Here is a 17,747-nt window from a genome sequence, read left to right on the forward strand (position 1 = left end):
GATAACGAACCGAAGTGCAAGGAGAGTCACAACATGACTACCAGCCATGCGGTGCCCAGTGGGCAGACCGCCGTACCCGCTGATTTCGTCAGCGGCCTGGAAGGCGTGGTGGCATTCACCACCGATATCGCCGAACCCGATAAGGACGGCGGCGCGCTGCGCTACCGCGGTGTCGATATCCAAGATCTGGTCGGCTCGCGGGTGACGTTCGGTGATGTGTGGGCACTGCTGGTTGACGGCGAATTCGGCCACGGCCTGCCGCCCGCGGAGCCGTTCCCGCTGCCGGTGCACACCGGTGACGTGCGCGTCGACGTGCAGGCCGGGCTGGCCATGCTCGCCCCGATCTGGGGCTACCAGCCGCTGCTCGATATCGACGACGAGACCGCGCGGGAGAATCTGGCGCGCGCCTCGGTGATGGCTCTGTCCTATGTCGCGCAGTCCGCGCGCGGCATCTACCAGCCCGCGGTGCCGCAGCAGAAGATCGACGAGTGCACCACGGTGACCGAACGGTTCATGACTCGCTGGAAGGGCGATCCGGATCCGCGGCACACCGAGGCCATCGACGCCTACTGGGTTTCCGCGGCCGAGCACGGCATGAATGCCTCCACCTTCACCGCCCGGGTGATCGCCTCGACCGGTGCCGATGTCGCCGCGGCACTGTCCGGTGCGATCGGTGCGATGTCGGGTCCGCTGCACGGCGGTGCACCCGCGCGCGTGCTGCCGATGATCGAGGCCGTCGAAAAGTCCGGTGACGCACGCGCTTTGGTCAAGGGCATCCTGGACCGCAAGGAAAAGTTGATGGGCTTCGGCCATCGGGTCTACCGGGCCGAGGATCCGCGTGCCCGCGTGCTGCGCGCCACCGCGCAGCGCCTGAACGCCCCGCGCTTCGAGGTCGCCGCCGCGCTGGAGCAGGCCGCGCTCGCCGAACTGCGCGAACGTCGTCCGGACCGCGCCATCGAGACCAATGTCGAATTCTGGGCGGCGGTCATCCTGGATTTCGCCGAAGTTCCCGCGCACATGATGCCCGCGATGTTCACCTGTGGCCGCACCGCCGGTTGGTGTGCGCACATCCTGGAGCAGAAGCAGCTCGGCAAACTGGTCCGCCCGGCCGCCATCTACACCGGCCCCGGCCCGCGCCAGCCGCAGGAAGTCGCAGGCTGGTCCGCCGTCGCGCACGTGTAGCGCGCGACCGAGCCGGTCACCGGACACCGTAGTGGGATCCATTACCCACCATGGTGTCCGGCTATTTGCGGCGGCCTCGCCCGACAACTCGCCCACCACGGACCGAGTCTTACGAACGAGGAGTTCGCGGCCCGTCTCGCGTCCGCGCCGTAGGCGCGGCCATCGAACACAGCCGAGTCGTCGAAGCGCATGCGACGCAGTCGCGAGTCTCGACGGCTCGGACGCGAGACTGCAGGGGCCGCGAACCCGCCGCGCCCGCGCGGCCAAAAACACAGCACCCGCCGCGCTGTAGGCGCGGCAAATCGACACCGCGTAGCATCCCCGGGTGAATGGCTGGGAGAGAGAGTTAACGGGGAATGCTGGATAGGAACGTTTCGCGGCGGCGGCTGATCGGACTCGGTGCCGCGGCTGCGGCCTTCGTCGCGGGTTGCGGTACCGATAAGGGCAATACGACTACCGCGCAATCGAGAACGACCGCGAACGCCGTTGACGTGCAGGCCATTCCCAGATCCCCGTTGCAGCAGGCGCCCGCGGCCAACTCCCCGGCGGCGGTGGCCGCCCGGCACGCGGGCGCGCAGCCGACGCGGTGGGGCATGGAGATGGATGGCATCACCAGCACTTTCGCGGCGACCGGCAAACAGATGGCGCTCACCTTCGACGCATGCGGCGGGCCGGGTAACAACGATATCGATGAGACATTGCTGAATCTGCTCATCTCCCAGCAGATTCCGGCCACGCTTTTCCTGAATAAACGCTGGATCGATGCGAACCCTGGCCGCGCCGCGCAATTGGCGGCCAATCCGCTGTTCGAGCTGGCGAATCACGGTGTGGCACACAAGCCGCTCTCGGTGACCGGCCGGGCCGCCTATGAGATTCCGGGGACGGGCTCGTCGCAGGAGGCCGTCGACGAGGTCTGGGCCAATCACGAACGGCTCACCACCTTGCTCGGCAAACCGCCGCGGTTCTTCCGCCCCGGTACCGCGCACTACGACGATGTCGCGGTCGCGATCGTCAACGAGTTGGGTGAACGGCCGGTCGGTTTCAGCATCAATGCCGACTACGGTGCCACCGCGAGCGCGGCGGAGGTCCAGAATGCGATGAAAGCCGCCGCGCCCGGCGCGATCTCGCTGGCGCATATGCACCGGCCGAATTCCGGAACGGCCGCCGGCATGACGGCGGCGCTGCCCACACTGCGTTCAGCGGGGTTCACCTTTGTTCATCTCTGAGCACCGTTGCCACCGATAGTCCAGGTCGGCACGGCGTTGGCCCGGCGCATCGCGGGACCGAAGATCACGGATTGGAATGGACGTCTCCGGGATCGCGCCAATAAGGCGCAACCCTCGGCGGCGAGCCAGTATGGTACCGATGCGGACTTGTGTCCCGACGTCAACCGACCGCCTGCCGGTCGCTCGAAAATCAATGGTGAGACGGATCATCGCCGTGCACCGGGCATTTCGCCAACGCGAGGTGACCGGATCGGCCCGATCCGCGCGGAAGGCGGTAGCTAGGGTGGCGCAGGGAATCTTCGCGCACACTCGATGGCGAAATCTCGAGCAGTGGCGAGTCCGCTGGAAAGTCGGAGCGGCCGTTGCGCTTCCGCTGGCCGCGGCCATTCTGCTCGGCTGTCTGCGCCTGACGGTCTTCTTCGGCGATTACTCCGAATACGACAAGGCGGCCGATCGCATCTCCGATATTCCGGCGATCACCGCACTCGAATCGGCCGCCTCGACCGTCGCCGGCGGGCAGGTCTACGGCACCACCACCGACCAGGACCTGGTCGAATTGTCAACGGCTATCACCGAAGCCACAGTGCGCGCGGGACGCAAGGGTATCGACGCGACGGTCGCCAGGGCGTTGAAGCAGATGACCGTGACCAGCGAGGTCATCCGCTCAGGTGGTAAGGGCGGCGGCGATCCGGTGAAGGCCGTCGAGCTGAACAATGCGATCGTCGCTGATGCCATCGGCACCGTGGACAAATTGCTCACCCCGATCGGCGTCGGCTCCGTCGTGGCCGCGAAAGCGCAGGTCTCCGATGTGCTGGTCGCCAAGGTCGAGGGCTTCAACTGGCTGATGGCGGCCATGTCGGCGATCCAACAGCCGTCCAAGGCCGAAGGTTTCGCTATCGCGCAGGGGCGCTTCCTGACCACGGCCGATGCGGTTGAGCGGGTACTGCCCACCGCCAAGCCCGATCTCGATCGGGTGGTGCGCCCCAACAACCTCGCGCTGAAGGGCATGATCGAGGTCGCGATGCGCACCCACGTCGTCGATCTGGCGGAATTGCGGCGGATGACCATCGAATCCCGCGATGTCTTCACCGGATTGACGCGCCAGATCGTGCAGGGCGTCATCCGCGATGTCGACGACAAGGTCGCCACGGCCCAGTCCGCAGCTCTGCAGGCCTCCCTGGTGGTGCTCGGGACCGTCATCGCGGCGCTCGCACTGGCGCTGTGGGTCGCACACTCGCTGCTGCAGCCGCTACGCAGGCTGCGGGCGGGCGCCAGCGAACTCGCCGAGAAGGACCTCCCGAGTGAGGTCGAGCGGATCATGCGCGGCGCTCAGCTCGCGGACATCGTGGTGAAACCGGTGCCGGTGCACACCGGTGAGGAGATCGGCGAAATCGCCCGCACCGTAGACGGTTTGCACACCCAGGCCCTCAAACTCGCGGCACAGCAGCAGCTGCTGCGCGATCAGGTCAACGGCATGTTCGAGACCATGGCGCGGCGCAATCAGACGCTGGTGGATCGCCAGCTCAGCATGATCGAGGCGCTCGAATTCGAGGAGAAGGATCCCGAGCGGCTCGGCCACCTGTTCCGACTCGACCACTTGGCCGCGCGCATGCGGCGCACTAGCGCCAATCTGCTGGTGCTGGCCGGGACGCGGTCACGCCACGATCGGTCCGGACCGGTCGAGGTGCGCGACATTCTGCGCGCCGCGGTGTCCGAGGTCGAGGACTATCAGCGGGTCAAATCCGGTGCCACACCTGATGGTTGGGTCGCGGGCATCGCGGCCACCGATGTGGTGCATCTGATCGCGGAGATGCTGGAGAACGCGCTGCGGGCCTCGCCGCCCGATAGCGATGTCACCTTCGGCTACAGCCGGACCTCCGAAGGCGGCCTGCTCATCGAGGTCGTCGATGAGGGCATCGGCATAGTGGCGGAGGAACTGAACGAGATCAACGAGCGGTTGGCGACGCCGACCGCGGTCACCGTCGCGACGACCCGGCAGATGGGCATGTTCGTGGTCGGCAAGCTCGCCGACCGGCACGGCATTACCGTTCGCCTGCGCCGGACACACGATCGCGCGCTCAGTCCGGGAATCACCGCGAGCCTGCACATTCCGCCCGCGCTGATCGAGGTGCCGTCGCAGGACTCGGATGATCCGTCGACGCTGGAACCGGTGATTCCGGTGCATCGGGACACGCTCGGCACCAAGGCGGCGGCCGAGGCAAGCGCGGGTGTTGCCACACCAACGGCCAATACGGTGCGACCCTCTGCCAAGTCCGCACCCGCGGCGCGGCGGATCGGTGCGCCGCCCTCGCCCGCACCCAAATCGGCGGAGCCGGCGCAGCCCACGGCCGATGCAGCCGCGGCACCGCCGGTGATCACCAGTTATGGTCTGCCGAAACGGGTTCCGGGAGTCAATCGCAAGGGACGTCGCAAGGCAGGCGGGGCTGCCGCGACGTCGCCGAGCACAACCGCCGGTTCGGGTCCTCCGACCGGGCCGCAGGAGCGGGTGGCCGAGACGGCCTCGTTGTTCCACTCCGAAGAGCAGGATTCGGCGGAGTCCGTCGAATCCACTTCGAACGGGTCGGCGCAGCAGACCGAGGGGGAAGCGGCGACGCCCGTTTTCGCTGGCATGATGTCGGCGTGGTTGGCTGATCCGACCACAGGGGAGCTGCCGGTTGTGACAAATTGGCATTCCGCGGCGGATGAGGGCTGGTCCGCGGCAAAGCGGGCGGCGGATGCGACGATCACAGAAAGGACAACATCCGGGCTACCGAAACGAGATCCAGGGAATCAGTTGGTGCCGGGAGGGGCCGAATCGGGGTCGGCGGCAACGGAATCGGCGGCGAGCACGCGCCGCGACCCGGATACGATCCGCACAGGATTGAACCGGTATCAACGGGGGGTACGTGACGGAAGAGCCACTGGTAAGTTGAAAACCCTTGCAGCCGAGGATGTTCGATGACCGCACCTGAACAAGCACCACCCGAAACCGCCTCCCGCGCGCTCTCGGCGAAAATCGTGATAGCCGGCGAGCTCGGCGTCGGCAAAACCACGCTGGTCGGCGCGGTTTCGGATATCGTTCCGCTGAAAACCGAAGCGCTGATGACCGATCTGGGCTCCGAAATCGACGACACCTCGGCGGTTCCGGATAAGATGACCACCACGGTGGCCATGGATTTCGGCCGGATCACCCTGAACGATGGTCTGGTGCTGTACCTGTTCGGCACCCCCGGCCAGCACCGATTCTGGTTCATGTGGGACGACCTGAGCCTCGGCGCGATCGGCGCGATCCTGCTGGTCGATACCCGTCGGGTGGACGAAAGTTTCGCCGCGGTCGACTATTTCGAGGAACTCGGACTACCGTTCCTGGTCGCGGTCAACGAATTCGAGGATGCCCCCAAGTTTCCCGAGGAGGCCATCCGCGATGCCCTCTCGCTATCCGACGATGTCCCGGTGATGACGATCGACGCGAGGGATCGAGAGTCCGCCAAGACCGCGCTGATCACACTGACCGGCCATGCGCTGGCGCGGGTGAAAGCCAAGAGTTAGCGAAATGGCGGCTCGTGCACCGAGCCGCCTCGCTATTCCTCGCCGAGGGAGGCGAGCCAGTCGACCGCGACGGATTCGCCGCGGTCGACGGTGAAGAAGGCGACCTCGAGGTGTTGGCCCAGATCGACGAGGCCGATCGCGGCCAGCGGTACCGGTTGGATCAGGCGCACGCGCCACGGCTTCACCTCGTCCCAGGCGCGCAGTTCGAGGTCCAGGCGCAGCACCGGGTCGTCGCGACCGGCATAGTCGGCGGCGACCGGTGTGGCGGCGAGCACCGTCGCATCGGCGCGGCGGCCGTCGGAGAGGATCTTCGAAATGCTCATCCGGCCGGTATCGGCGATGTCGGGAACATAGAGCACCATGCGGTCGCGATCGCCGGGATCGACCCGGCAGCCGATCACATCACCGGGTTGCATCCGCTCCAAGTCGTCCTCGCGCATCCGCTGCCGTACCCGGGTTTCATATGGCAGCACACCTTCTACCTGCACGCGAACCCAGAAAACGTGTCCGGGTTTACTGCGCCCCGCGACGTTCGTGTCAGGCCCGGAGGCACCACGGGGGGCCGTCGAGACAGCGCTGGGCAAGGCATACACGCGCACGAAGGGCCGCACGAACGACGCCATCGAACTCTGCCGCACACCGAGGATGGTCGCCGAGCCGATCACCCCGCGCAGGAGCAACTCGCGCCGCTGTGCATCCGATAACGCACCCGCGCGCAGTCCGAAGTTCCGCGGTCCCCCACTGCGCGCTCGCCACCCCGAGTTAGCCGACGCCAGATTCATGGGTGATAACGTTAGCCGGAGTGTGGTCAGAGTCACAGCAACACCACCGTCTACCCTATTGGCCATGACCGCTGAGTTCCCGACCATTCCCGACGATCTCAAACCCGCCGACGGACGGTTCGGCTGTGGGCCCTCCAAGGTCCGCCCGGAGCAGTTGCAGTCTCTGGTGTCCGTCGGCGCCTCGGTGTTCGGAACCAGTCACCGGCAGAAGCCGGTCAAGGATGTGGTCGCGCGGGTGCGCAGCGGCCTGCGCGAGCTGTTCACGCTGCCCGACGACTACGAGGTGGTGCTGGGCAACGGTGGCACCACGGCGTTCTGGGATGCCGCCGCCTTCGGCCTGATCCGGGAGCGCTCGCTGCACCTGACCAATGGCGAGTTCAGCTCGAAGTTCGCCGCGGTGGCCAAGGGCAACCCGTTCATCGGCGATCCGATCGTGGTCTCGGCGGAGCCGGGCAGTGCGCCCGAGCCGGTTTCGGATCCGTCGGCCGACCTCATCGGCTGGGCACACAACGAAACCTCCACCGGCGTTTCGATCCCGGTGCAACGCCCGGCGGGTTCGGAGAACGCCCTGATCGCCATCGACGCCACGTCCGGCGCGGGCGGCCTGCCGGTCAACATCACCGATGCCGATGTCTACTACTTCGCACCGCAGAAGTGCTTCGCCTCCGACGGCGGCCTGTGGGTAGCGCTGATGAGCCCGGCCGCGCTGGCCCGGGTCGAGGAGATCAAGGCCTCGGGTCGCTGGACCCCGGACTTCCTTTCGCTGCCGATCGCGATCGACAACAGCACCAAGGATCAGACCTACAACACCCCGGCGCTCGGCACCCTGCTGCTGTTCGCGGACCAGATCGAGTGGATCAACGGCAACGGCGGCCTGGATTGGGCGGCCAAGCGGACGCTGGATTCGTCGTCGCGGCTGTATGCCTGGGCCGAGTCGAGCTCCTTCGCCACCCCGTACGTCGCGGATCCGGCGCATCGCTCACAGGTGGTCGGCACCATCGACTTCGCCGACTCGGTCGATGCGGCCGCCGTCGCCAAGGTGCTGCGCGCCAATGGAATCGTCGACACCGAGCCCTACCGCAAGCTCGGCCGCAACCAGCTGCGCGTCGGTATGTTCCCTGCCATCGACCCCGAGGATGTTTCGCAGCTGACGCGCAGCATCGATTGGGTTGTCGAAAAGCTGGGGTAAATCGAGCTCGGTCATTGCGACACGCCCACTTTCGACACGCCGTATCTCCAGCGCTGCGAGTTGAATAGAGCAGATTAGCGGGGAGCGCAGGGTCTTTCGCAGATTTCCGCCCCGCGTGTCTTGCCGCCAGATCATCAGTAGTGCACTACTGTTTCGGAAAGTGGGCGGTGTCGCGAGCCGACGCGATAAGGAGGTAACGGTGCGTGAACTTCGAGTGATCGGGGTGACGCCCGATTCCACGCACATCGTGTGTATCGACACCGAGACCGGCAACAAGTACCGGCTGCCCGCCGACGACAAGCTTCGAGCCGCCGCACGCGGAGACCTTGCCCGATTCGGCCAGATTGAGATCGAGATGGAAGCAACTATGCGTCCCCGCGATATTCAAGCTCGTATCCGTGCCGGGGCATCCGTTGAACAGGTCACCGAAGAATCCGGTATGCCGCTGAGTCGCGTGGAGCGATTCGCCTATCCGGTGCTGCTGGAGCGGGCCCGCGCCGCCGAACTCGCGCAGAAGGCGCATCCGGTGCGCGCCGACGGTCCGGCCGTGGAAACCCTCATCGATATCATCACCGCCGCGTTCACCGAGCGCGGGCACACACTCGAGAATGCCGAGTGGGATGCTTGGAAGGACGAAAAAGGCTTCTGGGTCGCGCAATTGCAATGGCGGAACGGCCGTTCCGAGATAGCGGCGCATTGGCGCTATCAGCCCGACGCGCACGGCGGTTCGGTTTCCCCGCTCGACGATCCGGCCTCGGATCTTATTGATCCCGACTTCGGTCGTGCGCTACGCGGACTCGCCACCATCCTGCCGCCACAGGCGGAGATCGAGGCGCCCGCGGCGCCCGAACCGCCGGTAGAGACCCGGCCGGTGGAAACTCGTCCCACCGAGACGCGTCCGGCGCGCGAGGCCGTCGCGGCACCAACACGTCCGGCGGCGCGGACCCAGCCGACGCTGGACGAGTACTACGAGCAGCGTTCCGTTGTGGTCGGGGGCAGCAGTACCCCGGTCGGTGCGAGCGGTGCGGCGGCCGCGATTCCGGCCGCCGCGAGCACGAATGTCATTCCGGCCGCCAGCAGTCCGGTCACCGCCGGGACGAATACGACTTCGGTCGCCGGTAGCACTCCGGCCGGTGCGGGCACCGCCCCGTCCGCACCCGCTGCGCCCGCCAAGGCCGCGAAGCCCGCCGCGGACGAAGCGCCGAAGAAGGCACCACCTGGGAAGCCGGCTAGAAACAAGCGCGGAAAAGCACCGATGCCGTCGTGGGAGGACGTGTTGCTCGGGGTACGCAGCTCGGGGCACTGAGTCCCGTTCCCGCGCTCAGGTTCCGCGCGCATCAACTCCTGATCAAGATCAGGTGGACATGGTGGTGGGACCTCTCGGGCAATGCCGCCACAGGTTCCACCTGATCTTGATTCCAGGTCTGGGGCCTGCTGGCGTGTTCGAATGCGGAAGGTCCGACGTTGGGGCGGCAGTGCGGGTAGATTTTTTGGTGTGTTGTCGACTTCGTCAGTCGACGTCGGGCGGTTCACGGTGGCGGGAGTTGCTAGCGGACGCCGTGGGTTGCTAGAAGTTCGCGGAGCTGTTTGGTGCAACCATCGGGAGGTGCCGGAAAATGCTGTCCAAGGCTTCGTCTCTCTGGTACGTCGACGCACAGGATCCGTTGGCGGTACTCCACGCGAACCACGATCCGGATCCCGAAGCCGCGCTCGCGCTGGCGAAACAGCTGCACACGGACCGCGATGTCATGCCGATCATGGTCGGCACGCTGGGTGGGTGCGGCGGGCCGGCTGCCGACGAGGTGTATATCGGCTGCTATCCCGGGGTGACAGTGGTGTGCTCGGCGCAGGCGGCGCGGGTGCATCCGACGGCACTGCCGGAGTTGCTGGTTCGCCCACTCGCCTCGGAACACACCTATCTGATCTCGTTCGACGCCCATTACGGCTGGGGCGCGTTCGCCCATTGGGAGCGTGGCGAATTCCGGCGCTCGTTCAGCTCGACGCGGGTGAACATCCTGGAAGACGAGGGCCTTCCGCTGGTGTGGGAGCGTTCATATTGGGCCGGTGATCATCCGGTGCGGTGGCAGGCCGGCGAACTGCCCAACCCACAAACCCTCCCCTTCGACCCGCCCGATTTCGCCGACGCCGCCAATAACGAATGGCTCGGCTTCCAGTACCGCGCCCCATCCCCGGAAGGCGCACTGGTACCAGGCGATATCGCGGTCTGCGGATTCACCCTCTACCCCAAGGGCCAAGCCCCCGACCCGGCCGACCTGATACCGCTGGAGGAGCGCAACGGCGATACGAAACCGAGACGAGGTCTGCTCAACTGGCTGCGGGGCATAGATCGCGTCTCGTGAGCCGGTGCTATTGGCTTTACCGTCCCAAAGATCGACCGCCCACCCGACTGGCGCCGCGACCCGGGTCCCCAACTCGCGGTCGTGGTCCGGCGAGCTACGAAGCCTGCTAGCTCGACAGACCGCCGATGATAAGGACGAACCAACCGAGCAGCACACCGGCGGCGCCCCCACCGATGATCCAGCGGGTCACGGGTGCCAGACGCCAGCGCCACGCGGTGGGGGCGGCGCCGCCGACCGCGATGAGGTTGACCACGATCGCGAGCAGCGGATGGACGTCCGCCAGCGCCGAGCCGAACGCGTACACAGCGACGGCCGTCAGCAGCGCAACCATGGTCGCGACGGTGAGACCGGCGGCCCACGGGGTCGGATCCTGATACGGCTGGTAGGGCCGGTACGCGCCGTTCGGGAAGTAACTCACGACCGCACCCTCATGACGTCCTCACCCGTTCATAGAACGCCATGGCGGCCGCGGTCGCCACATTGAGCGAATCGGTGCCGGGTGACATCGGGATGCGGGCTCGAATATCGGTGGCTCGCATAGCTTCCTCGGTCAATCCCGGTCCCTCCGCGCCGAGCAGCAGCGCCACCCGCTCCCCCGTCATCGCTGTCGCCAGATTCACCGCTGCCGGGTTCGGAGTGAGCGCGATAAGCTGGAAACCCTTGCTCCGCAACACATCCAGGCCCTCTGGCCACTTCGGCAGTTGCGCGAACGGCACCCGCAGCACATGTCCCATCGACACCCGCACCGCACGTCGATACAGCGGGTCGGCGCATCGATCGCCGAACAGAATCGCCTCGACACCCAGTCCGGCGGCATTCCGGAACATCGAGCCGAGATTCTCGTGATCGTTCACGCCCTCCAACACCGCGACCGTGCGGGCCCGCTCGATGACGTCGGCCACACTCAACTCCGCGGGCCTCCGCGCCACCGCGAGCACCCCGCGATTGAGATGGAAGCCGACCACTTCGGCCATTACCTCGGCTGTCGTCCGGTAGTACGGCACGTCGATGCCCGACAACTCGGCGGCGAGTTCGGCGCGCCGCTTCTCCACCCCGAACAGCGCATTCGGCCGAAACCGCGAATCGAGCATCCGCTGCACGACCACCACACCCTCCGCGATCACCAGCCCCTTGCGTCCGGGCAGATCCGGCCGCCGATCCGCGGACTTCAGGTCGCGAAAGTCATCAACCCGCGAGTCAGCGGGGTCGTCGATATCGATCACTTCGGCCACCGCTACATCCTGCCGGGCGCCGATATCACCGCAAAAACCGGTGCCGAACTGCTCGGATCCGGCGACCGTCCGGCCGGAACGCTATTGGAGGCAACACGCGACGCGCTACAGGCGACAGGCAACGGAACCCGGACAACGGACAACGGGCAACGGGCAACGGGCAACGGGCAACGGGCAACGGGCAACGGGCAACGGATGATGGCGCCGGGCGCAGGAAGAGCCCAGTTCAACGCGTTCGTTCGGTCGTACGGACCGGACACGGCATGAGCACGCCGGAGCGCCGAAAATCGGCTGCGGGGTGGTCGCGCACATGCGATCGTCGAGGGATGACGCGGATACCAGGCATCACCATTCGGTCGGCCACTGACGATGATGTGGCGGACATCCAATTGCTCGGCGACACCTCGTTCGGGATGCGCAGCGACTCAGCGTACGCGGAATTGCGGGCACGGCTCTTTCCGACCGAGGACGCGATCATCGCCATCGACAACGGACGAGTCGTCGGACATGCCAGGTCGACCCGGATGACGCTGACGGTGCCGGGCGAACGCACTGTCGCTGCTTGCGGAATCGCCGGAGTCGGGGTCGCGCCGCCGCACCGACGGCGCGGGATTCTGCGAGCCATCTACACCGAGCAGCATCGCCGCACCGAGGCGGCCGGACTCGCACTGACCATCTTCACCGCGAGTCAGGGCGCCATCTACGGCCGGTTCGGATATGGGCCGACGATTCGGGAGAATGCGGTCTCGATCGATCGGCGGTTCGTCGAATTCCTGCCGTCGGCACCGGATCCGGGCGGCGTGGAGCTCAGCACCTTGGCCGACGCGGGCGAGCCAATACGCGCGATCTACGACCGGTGGCGACGCCTGGTGCCCGGTGCGCAAGTGCGTCCCGAGGCGCGATGGCAAATGGAGCTCGCCGATCCGCCGGCGTTCCGCGACGGCGGCACCGATCTTTTCGCATTCCTGCACCCGGATGGTTACGCGCTGTACCGCTATCACCGTCGCGAACATGGGATGGTCGCGGTGGTCGCGGACATGCGCGCGGTGACCTCGGAAGCAGGTATCGCGTTGTGGCGGGCGCTATTCGGATTGGAACTGTGCAGCCACGTCGAGGCGGCGATCAGCGACAACGATCCGCTCCCGTATCTGCTCACCGATCTGCGACTCGTGCGCACGAAGGCACGCTACGACGCACTGTGGTTGCGGCTCATGGATGTTCCCGCCGCCCTGACCGCTCGCACGTACCTGCACGACCTCGATGTCGTTCTCGCAGTGCAGGATCCATTCCGCAACGCGGGCGGCACCTTCGCGCTGAAGGTGCGCGACGGCATCGCCGAATGCGCACCGACCACCCGCCCACCCGATTTCGAACTCGGCATCGACGTCTTGGCCTCCATGTACCTCGGCGCATACCCGGCCCGAGTCTTCGCGGCCGCCAACCGTTTGCAAGCCAAGGACGCCGGGCGACTACGCGTCCTTGACGAGGCATTCGGCGCGGAACGCGACGCCGTGCTCGGCTGGTTCTTCTGAGCCGAATGCTCAGGCAGCCGCCAGGCATTGTTGGCGCAGCCAATGAATACGCAAATAGTTGGAGTCCCCAACGAAAGAGGATGCGGCCACCGTCTTCACCAAGGATATGGCGGTCAACTCGCCGCGAATCCAAGTCCGCGGCATCGACAAGGTCGTCGACTACATGCGACCGGCCGAGGTCGAGGGCGAGCACACACCCAGCACACGAACACTGACCTGCTGGTGACTCTCGACGGCGACCAAGCCGCGGCCACAGCGAACTCTGTGGTGTACTACTACCGCGATGGTCGACCGCCCCACCAGACCGGCGGCCTGCGACTGGTCGGCACCGTGGTATGCCCGCGGGCTGGCGATTCCGCGAAGCCCGGATCCTGCTCGCCTGGATGCGCAAGGATTGATCTCGCGCCGCGCAGCATGCGCTCGGAACCGCTGTTCGGCCGTCAGCGCGGACCTCGCCCGGGTTGGATCGAAGTTGTCGCTTCGTCCATCCGCGTGCGAGGTCGTGGTCGGTATGGGCTGGATCCCGTGCGTTGGGGCTGGTTCTACCGGTTCGGTTGGGCCGGGTGTCGCCGATCGGGGATTCCCCTGAGTCCACCTCGTACTCCGGAGTGATGTCCGGATATGCCGCGCGCTGGCATGCTTGATTTATGAAGCCGATTCAGCTGGTCCTCAATATCCTGTGGCTCGTATTCGTCGGGTTCTGGATGGCGCTCGGCTACATAGTGGCGGGCATCATCTGTTGCATTCTGATCATCACGATCCCCTGGGGTATCGCCTCGTTCCGGATCGCGACCTATGTGCTCTGGCCGTTCGGACGCACCACGGTCGAAAAACCTTCCGCGGGGGTCGGTTCGATGATCGGCAACATCATCTGGTTCATCGTCGCCGGTTGGTGGCTGGCGCTCGGCCACCTGTTCACCAGCATCCCGCTGTTCGTCTCGATCATCGGCATCCCCTTCGGCTGGGCAAACCTCAAGCTCATCCCGATCTCCCTGTTCCCCCTCGGCCGCGAAATCGTGGACAGCGACCAACCATTCGGCGCCCGATAAGCCCGCGGCGGCTACGCACCTCGCCAGCAATCAGGGCAGCTTGTTCGGGTTACTCCGAGTCGTCGACGAGTTGCTTCATGATGGCGACGGCGCGGGTCAGCACGACCAGTTGTTCCTCGGTGAGAGTTGAGAGCTGTTCGGTCATCCAGGCTTCGCGGGCGCTGGTTTCGTCGGCGATCAGTGCGCGGCCCGCATCCGAGAGCGAGACGATGATCTGGCGGCCATCGGTCGGATGCGGTTTGCGCTCGACCAATCCCAGATCGCTGAGCGAGGCGATCACGCGCGTCATCGAGGGTGGCTGCACGCGCTCCTTGGCAGCCAATGCGCCCGGCGTCATCGTCCCCTCGCGATGCAGGGTGGCGAGCGCGGAGAGCTGCGTCAGCGAAATCTGCGCGTCAGCGCGCCGCCCCCGCAGATGACGCGTCAAGCGCACCGCGGCAAGCGACAGCTCACCGGCGAGAGCTCGAACATCGGATGGCGTTGTCACAGAGCAGAACGATACGGGACACGCTGGCCGGTGACCCGCTGTTCCCACGGCTACGCTGTGACTGTGCCCCAGAATGTCCCGCAGATCCCGCCGCGCTTGACCGATCCACGGCCGGTCCTCGCGGTCGGCAGCGTTCTCTGGCTGATCGCCACCATCGTCGTGTGGACCAGCGATCGCTGGGAGTCCGCCCGCCCGGTGTGCCTGATGGGGCTGGGCGTCGGCCTGCTCGGCTACATAATCTTCGCGATCCAGCGCCGCAGCGCCCGTCGCGGCGACAAAGGCGCCCAAACCGGATTGTGACCCCCGTCTCAGCTCACTTCGAACTCGGTGGTGGCGCCGGTGAAGGGGTGCACGGCGCCGTCCGGGGTCAAGCTGTCGGCGAAGTGTTGCATGCGGTAGGTGCCGGGGGTGGCGTCGGTGGGGATGTCCCAGGTGAAGCGGGCCACGGATTCGGCGAGCCCCCGCTTGCTCCAGTAGAAGCGGACGGCCCATTCGCCTTCGTTGGCGACGCGGACCCAGTCGCCGGACGCATCGCGGCGCTGCACTTCCAGGAAGGTCCCGTTGCGACGGGGGTTGTGTTTGGGGTGGGCGGAGACGAATTCGGCGGCGGCCTGGGTGCCGCGCGCATACGCGGCGGCGGGCTGGGTCAGGACATCGCCGAAACCACGGCCTGACGGTGTGGCATCCGGACCGGGTGCGGGTTGGAAGTTCGGCTGCAGGTTGGATACATCGCGGGGCGCCGGTCCGCGCGGGACCTGCCGACGGGCGGCGAAAGCCGTTGCCAGACGGGTGAATTCCTGCTGGTAGGCGGGCAATGTGTAGCGGCCGAAGAGGGTCGAGCCGCCCTCGTACTGCTGGGAGTCGTATTCCTCGGGGGTGGTGACGTATTCGTGGTACGCGTTCGCGTAGCCCTGCATCAGCACCTGCTCGAGCGCAACGCCGAGCGCGGCGGCAACGGCTCGACGGATGCGCAGTCCGGCGACGATGGTGAATTCGCCACCGCCGCATGCCAAGTAGAGCTCACCGATCCGAACAATCTGGATCGGCACGACATTCGGCACCCACGGTACCGGCGGCAAAAGTCCGAGCGGCGCAATGATCGCCTTGGGCGCCTGCGCATCCGCGAGCCAGGACGGTGCGGGCTGGCACGGATCGCCGAGCGCATCGATGAACGGGTTGCGCACCCCCTCCGGGATCGGGATACCCGGCAGACCCGGCCCGTCCTCGACACTGCCCGCGATGAGCGAGACACCCGCGGCGGCGGGCGCGGTGTGGCGCGGTTGGCCGTCGGGCGTGAATCTACCGTCGACGGCGGTATCGGCCAGGTCGATATAACAGAGCATTGAATCGACCGGACCACTGATGGACTGTGCGCCCGCCAATGCTGTTTTCGACGCGTGGTATTGGCGCTCGCCGATGATGCGGGTGTTATCGAACTCGTTCTCGGTCGGACCCGAACCGGGTTGCAGATTGAGATTCGGGGACATATCCCCCGCGTTGGTCTGCGCGAACGCGGCGATGAAATCGACCGGGCCATCGAGATAGCGAACGCCGTGCTCGGTGTGTTCATAGGAGAACGAGGCGTAACCCTTGTTATCCGCGCTGATGAGTCGGTTCTGGTTGGTCATCGACGTGTTGTGCGTGGCAAACCAGGTGATTGCGCCCACTTGTTTGCCGCCCTTGGCGAATGCCAGCGCGGTGACCGCCGGGTCGATCGCATTCGGGAAGTGCTGTTTATCCACATCCGGATTGCGTTCGAAGGCAACTCGCGATCGATTGACGCTTGCGTCGTGCAGTGCGGCGCGCCCCAGCGAAAGCGTGCCCGGTCCGAGATCGGCGTGCGCGGCGACGATAGCCTCGACAATGCCGTTCACCTCGGCGTCGTAGACCTGCTGTTGAAATCCCAGAATCGACAGGTTGTACGCGTAATCGTTGCTGGAGCCGCCACAGGTCGCATGCGAATGCGTCGAGGTGAGCAGGACGTTCTGTTCGGTGTACAGATCACCGAAGCGGCGGGCGAGTTCGAGCATGACGCCGCGATGCACGGACTGGAAAATCATGCCGTTCTCCGCGACCGCTAACACGATTCGACGTTCACCGCTGTCGATGATGAATGCGCGAGCGCGCGGGCGCAGATGGATGCCCGCGGTCTGCTGTTCGAACTGCGAATAGCCCATCATTCCGCATTCGGCGGCCGGGCCGGTGATATCGGAGAGACCGAGTCCGATCCGGTAGCCACCGGATTCGGGAGCCGCGGCGGCCGGTGCGCCGAGCGCCGCGGTCACCCCTGGCGCCGTGGCCGCGGCGGCGGCTGTCGCGAACACGGCGGAACCCACCGCGGTTCGGGCCAGCACCGTTCTGCGTGACACCGGCATACCTGTCTCCCTTCGATCCCGTGGTGAAGCGAACCACACAACTGGACAGACGTCCAGTCCGAGATTTTCGGCCCTGCGAATTGACTGCGACGGACTTGCGGACTTAACTCGCTTGGGTGTCCTCCCGATTGAGCGTCGAAGAACGACGGGCCCACCTTATCGAGGCAGCCATCGGCCTTGCCGAGAAAAAGGGTGTCGCGGGCGTGACCACGCGCGATGTCGCTCAGGCAGCTGGCGTTTCGCTCGGTGTGGTGCATTACTGTTTCGAAAACAAGGACGCGCTGATGACCGAACTGGTCAAGGCGCTGTCGATGGAATTACGCGATTCCGTCGACGCCAACGAAACAGTTTGGCAAGACGTCGAAAGTGGAAAAGAAGCGCTTCAAAAATTGGTGCGCGCCGGACTGGAACTGATGTGGCTCAACATTGAAGCCACACCTGAGCGACAACTACTCACCTACGAAACCACGACATATGCGCTACGCGAAGGGGAATCGACTCCCGCGAAACTCGCGATCGCGCGCGAACAGTACGCATTCAACGACACCACCGTCGCCGACATCCTCGACCATGCCCGCGATGCGACCGGTTGCCGGTGGTCCGTGCCGGTGCCGACGCTGAGCCGCTTCACCTTGAACGTGATCGACGGTGTCGTGTTGCGCTGGTTGGTCGACAACGACAGCGAAAGTGTGCGCGGACAACTGGATCTGGTCAGCGAGATGGTTGCGAACTACGCGGAGTAGATACCGCTTCCGTGCCGGAATGCGTACGGATGCTCGATGAT

General features: G+C 65.8%; 17 protein-coding genes. 12 read left to right on the plus strand and 5 right to left on the minus strand.

Going from position 1 to position 17,747, the window contains the following annotated elements; all coding sequences use genetic code 11:
• The first annotated feature begins 33 nt into the window (after positions 1–33).
• The 4 genes from AB0L63_RS07850 to AB0L63_RS07865 all read left to right on the plus strand — a co-directional run bounded on the left by AB0L63_RS07850 (position 34) and on the right by AB0L63_RS07865 (position 5,957).
• Complete coding sequence (locus AB0L63_RS07850; RefSeq protein WP_364496248.1) at positions 34–1,182, plus strand: citrate synthase 2; 1,149 nt, start codon at positions 34–36, stop codon at positions 1,180–1,182.
• A gap of 356 nt (positions 1,183–1,538) precedes the next feature.
• Positions 1,539–2,408 (plus strand): polysaccharide deacetylase family protein, encoded by an 870-nt coding sequence (locus AB0L63_RS07855; RefSeq protein WP_364496251.1) that lies wholly within the window; start codon positions 1,539–1,541, stop codon positions 2,406–2,408.
• Between the two features lie 196 nt (positions 2,409–2,604).
• The gene (locus AB0L63_RS07860; protein WP_364496254.1) at positions 2,605–5,370 is read left to right on the plus strand and encodes an ATP-binding protein; all 2,766 of its coding nucleotides are present in this window, start codon (positions 2,605–2,607) and stop codon (positions 5,368–5,370) included.
• Positions 5,367–5,957 carry an ATP/GTP-binding protein gene (locus tag AB0L63_RS07865; protein WP_364496256.1) on the plus strand — a complete coding sequence of 197 codons (591 nt, stop codon included), beginning with the start codon at positions 5,367–5,369 and terminating at the stop codon, positions 5,955–5,957. The genes AB0L63_RS07860 and AB0L63_RS07865 overlap by 4 nt, the downstream gene beginning before the upstream one ends.
• Positions 5,958–5,989: 32 nt before the next feature.
• On the opposite strand, the gene AB0L63_RS07870 is transcribed toward AB0L63_RS07865, so the two are convergent.
• A complete protein-coding gene (locus AB0L63_RS07870) occupies positions 5,990–6,739 on the minus strand; it encodes a hypothetical protein (protein ID WP_364496258.1) in 750 nt (249 codons plus the stop codon).
• 64 nt (positions 6,740–6,803) lie between these two features.
• Between AB0L63_RS07870 and serC the strand changes: the two genes are divergently transcribed.
• From serC to AB0L63_RS07885, 3 genes are all read left to right on the plus strand, one after another.
• On the plus strand, positions 6,804–7,928 hold the full coding sequence (serC, locus tag AB0L63_RS07875; RefSeq protein ID WP_364496261.1) for a phosphoserine transaminase: 1,125 nt from the start codon (positions 6,804–6,806) through the stop codon (positions 7,926–7,928).
• A 199-nt stretch (positions 7,929–8,127) separates the two neighbouring features.
• Positions 8,128–9,234 (plus strand): septation protein SepH, encoded by a 1,107-nt coding sequence (gene sepH, locus AB0L63_RS07880; protein WP_364496264.1) that lies wholly within the window; start codon positions 8,128–8,130, stop codon positions 9,232–9,234.
• Between the two features lie 310 nt (positions 9,235–9,544).
• Entirely contained in the window at positions 9,545–10,288 is a 744-nt protein-coding gene (locus AB0L63_RS07885; RefSeq protein WP_364496267.1) for a hypothetical protein, read from the plus strand.
• Between the two features lie 106 nt (positions 10,289–10,394).
• Here the strand turns inward: AB0L63_RS07885 and AB0L63_RS07890 are convergent, their stop codons facing one another.
• Together AB0L63_RS07890 and AB0L63_RS07895 are read right to left on the minus strand one after the other, a co-directional pair.
• On the minus strand, positions 10,395–10,706 hold the full coding sequence (locus AB0L63_RS07890) for a DUF2537 domain-containing protein (RefSeq protein ID WP_364496270.1): 312 nt from the start codon (positions 10,704–10,706) through the stop codon (positions 10,395–10,397).
• A 10-nt stretch (positions 10,707–10,716) separates the two neighbouring features.
• Complete coding sequence (locus AB0L63_RS07895; protein WP_364496273.1) at positions 10,717–11,520, minus strand: RNA methyltransferase; 804 nt, start codon at positions 11,518–11,520, stop codon at positions 10,717–10,719.
• 326 nt (positions 11,521–11,846) lie between these two features.
• On the opposite strand from AB0L63_RS07895, the gene AB0L63_RS07900 reads away from it, so the two are divergent.
• The 3 genes from AB0L63_RS07900 (at position 11,847) to AB0L63_RS07910 (ending at position 14,101) form a co-directional block, all read left to right on the plus strand.
• Positions 11,847–13,052: a GNAT family N-acetyltransferase gene (locus tag AB0L63_RS07900; protein WP_364496276.1), complete on the plus strand. Its 1,206-nt coding sequence runs from the start codon at positions 11,847–11,849 to the stop codon at positions 13,050–13,052.
• Positions 13,053–13,110: 58 nt separating this feature from the next.
• Positions 13,111–13,278 carry a hypothetical protein gene (locus AB0L63_RS07905; RefSeq protein ID WP_364496279.1) on the plus strand — a complete coding sequence of 56 codons (168 nt, stop codon included), beginning with the start codon at positions 13,111–13,113 and terminating at the stop codon, positions 13,276–13,278.
• A 421-nt stretch (positions 13,279–13,699) separates the two neighbouring features.
• Positions 13,700–14,101 (plus strand): YccF domain-containing protein, encoded by a 402-nt coding sequence (locus AB0L63_RS07910; RefSeq protein WP_364496282.1) that lies wholly within the window; start codon positions 13,700–13,702, stop codon positions 14,099–14,101.
• Between the two features lie 49 nt (positions 14,102–14,150).
• On the opposite strand, the gene AB0L63_RS07915 is transcribed toward AB0L63_RS07910, so the two are convergent.
• On the minus strand, positions 14,151–14,588 hold the full coding sequence (locus AB0L63_RS07915) for a MarR family transcriptional regulator (RefSeq protein WP_364496285.1): 438 nt from the start codon (positions 14,586–14,588) through the stop codon (positions 14,151–14,153).
• Positions 14,589–14,651: 63 nt separating this feature from the next.
• Here AB0L63_RS07915 and AB0L63_RS07920 point away from each other — a divergent pair, with 63 nt between their 5' ends.
• On the plus strand, positions 14,652–14,888 hold the full coding sequence (locus AB0L63_RS07920; protein WP_364496288.1) for a DUF2530 domain-containing protein: 237 nt from the start codon (positions 14,652–14,654) through the stop codon (positions 14,886–14,888).
• A gap of 8 nt (positions 14,889–14,896) precedes the next feature.
• Here AB0L63_RS07920 and AB0L63_RS07925 read toward each other — a convergent pair whose 3' ends face one another.
• The gene (locus tag AB0L63_RS07925) at positions 14,897–16,963 is read right to left on the minus strand and encodes a neutral/alkaline ceramidase (protein ID WP_364496291.1); all 2,067 of its coding nucleotides are present in this window, start codon (positions 16,961–16,963) and stop codon (positions 14,897–14,899) included.
• A gap of 128 nt (positions 16,964–17,091) precedes the next feature.
• Here AB0L63_RS07925 and AB0L63_RS07930 point away from each other — a divergent pair, with 128 nt between their 5' ends.
• Positions 17,092–17,706 carry a TetR/AcrR family transcriptional regulator gene (locus AB0L63_RS07930; RefSeq protein ID WP_364496294.1) on the plus strand — a complete coding sequence of 205 codons (615 nt, stop codon included), beginning with the start codon at positions 17,092–17,094 and terminating at the stop codon, positions 17,704–17,706.
• Positions 17,707–17,747 lie beyond the last annotated feature (41 nt).

The organism is Nocardia sp. NPDC051990, assembly GCF_040680755.1.
Classification (GTDB): Bacteria; Actinomycetota; Actinomycetes; order Mycobacteriales; family Mycobacteriaceae; genus Nocardia.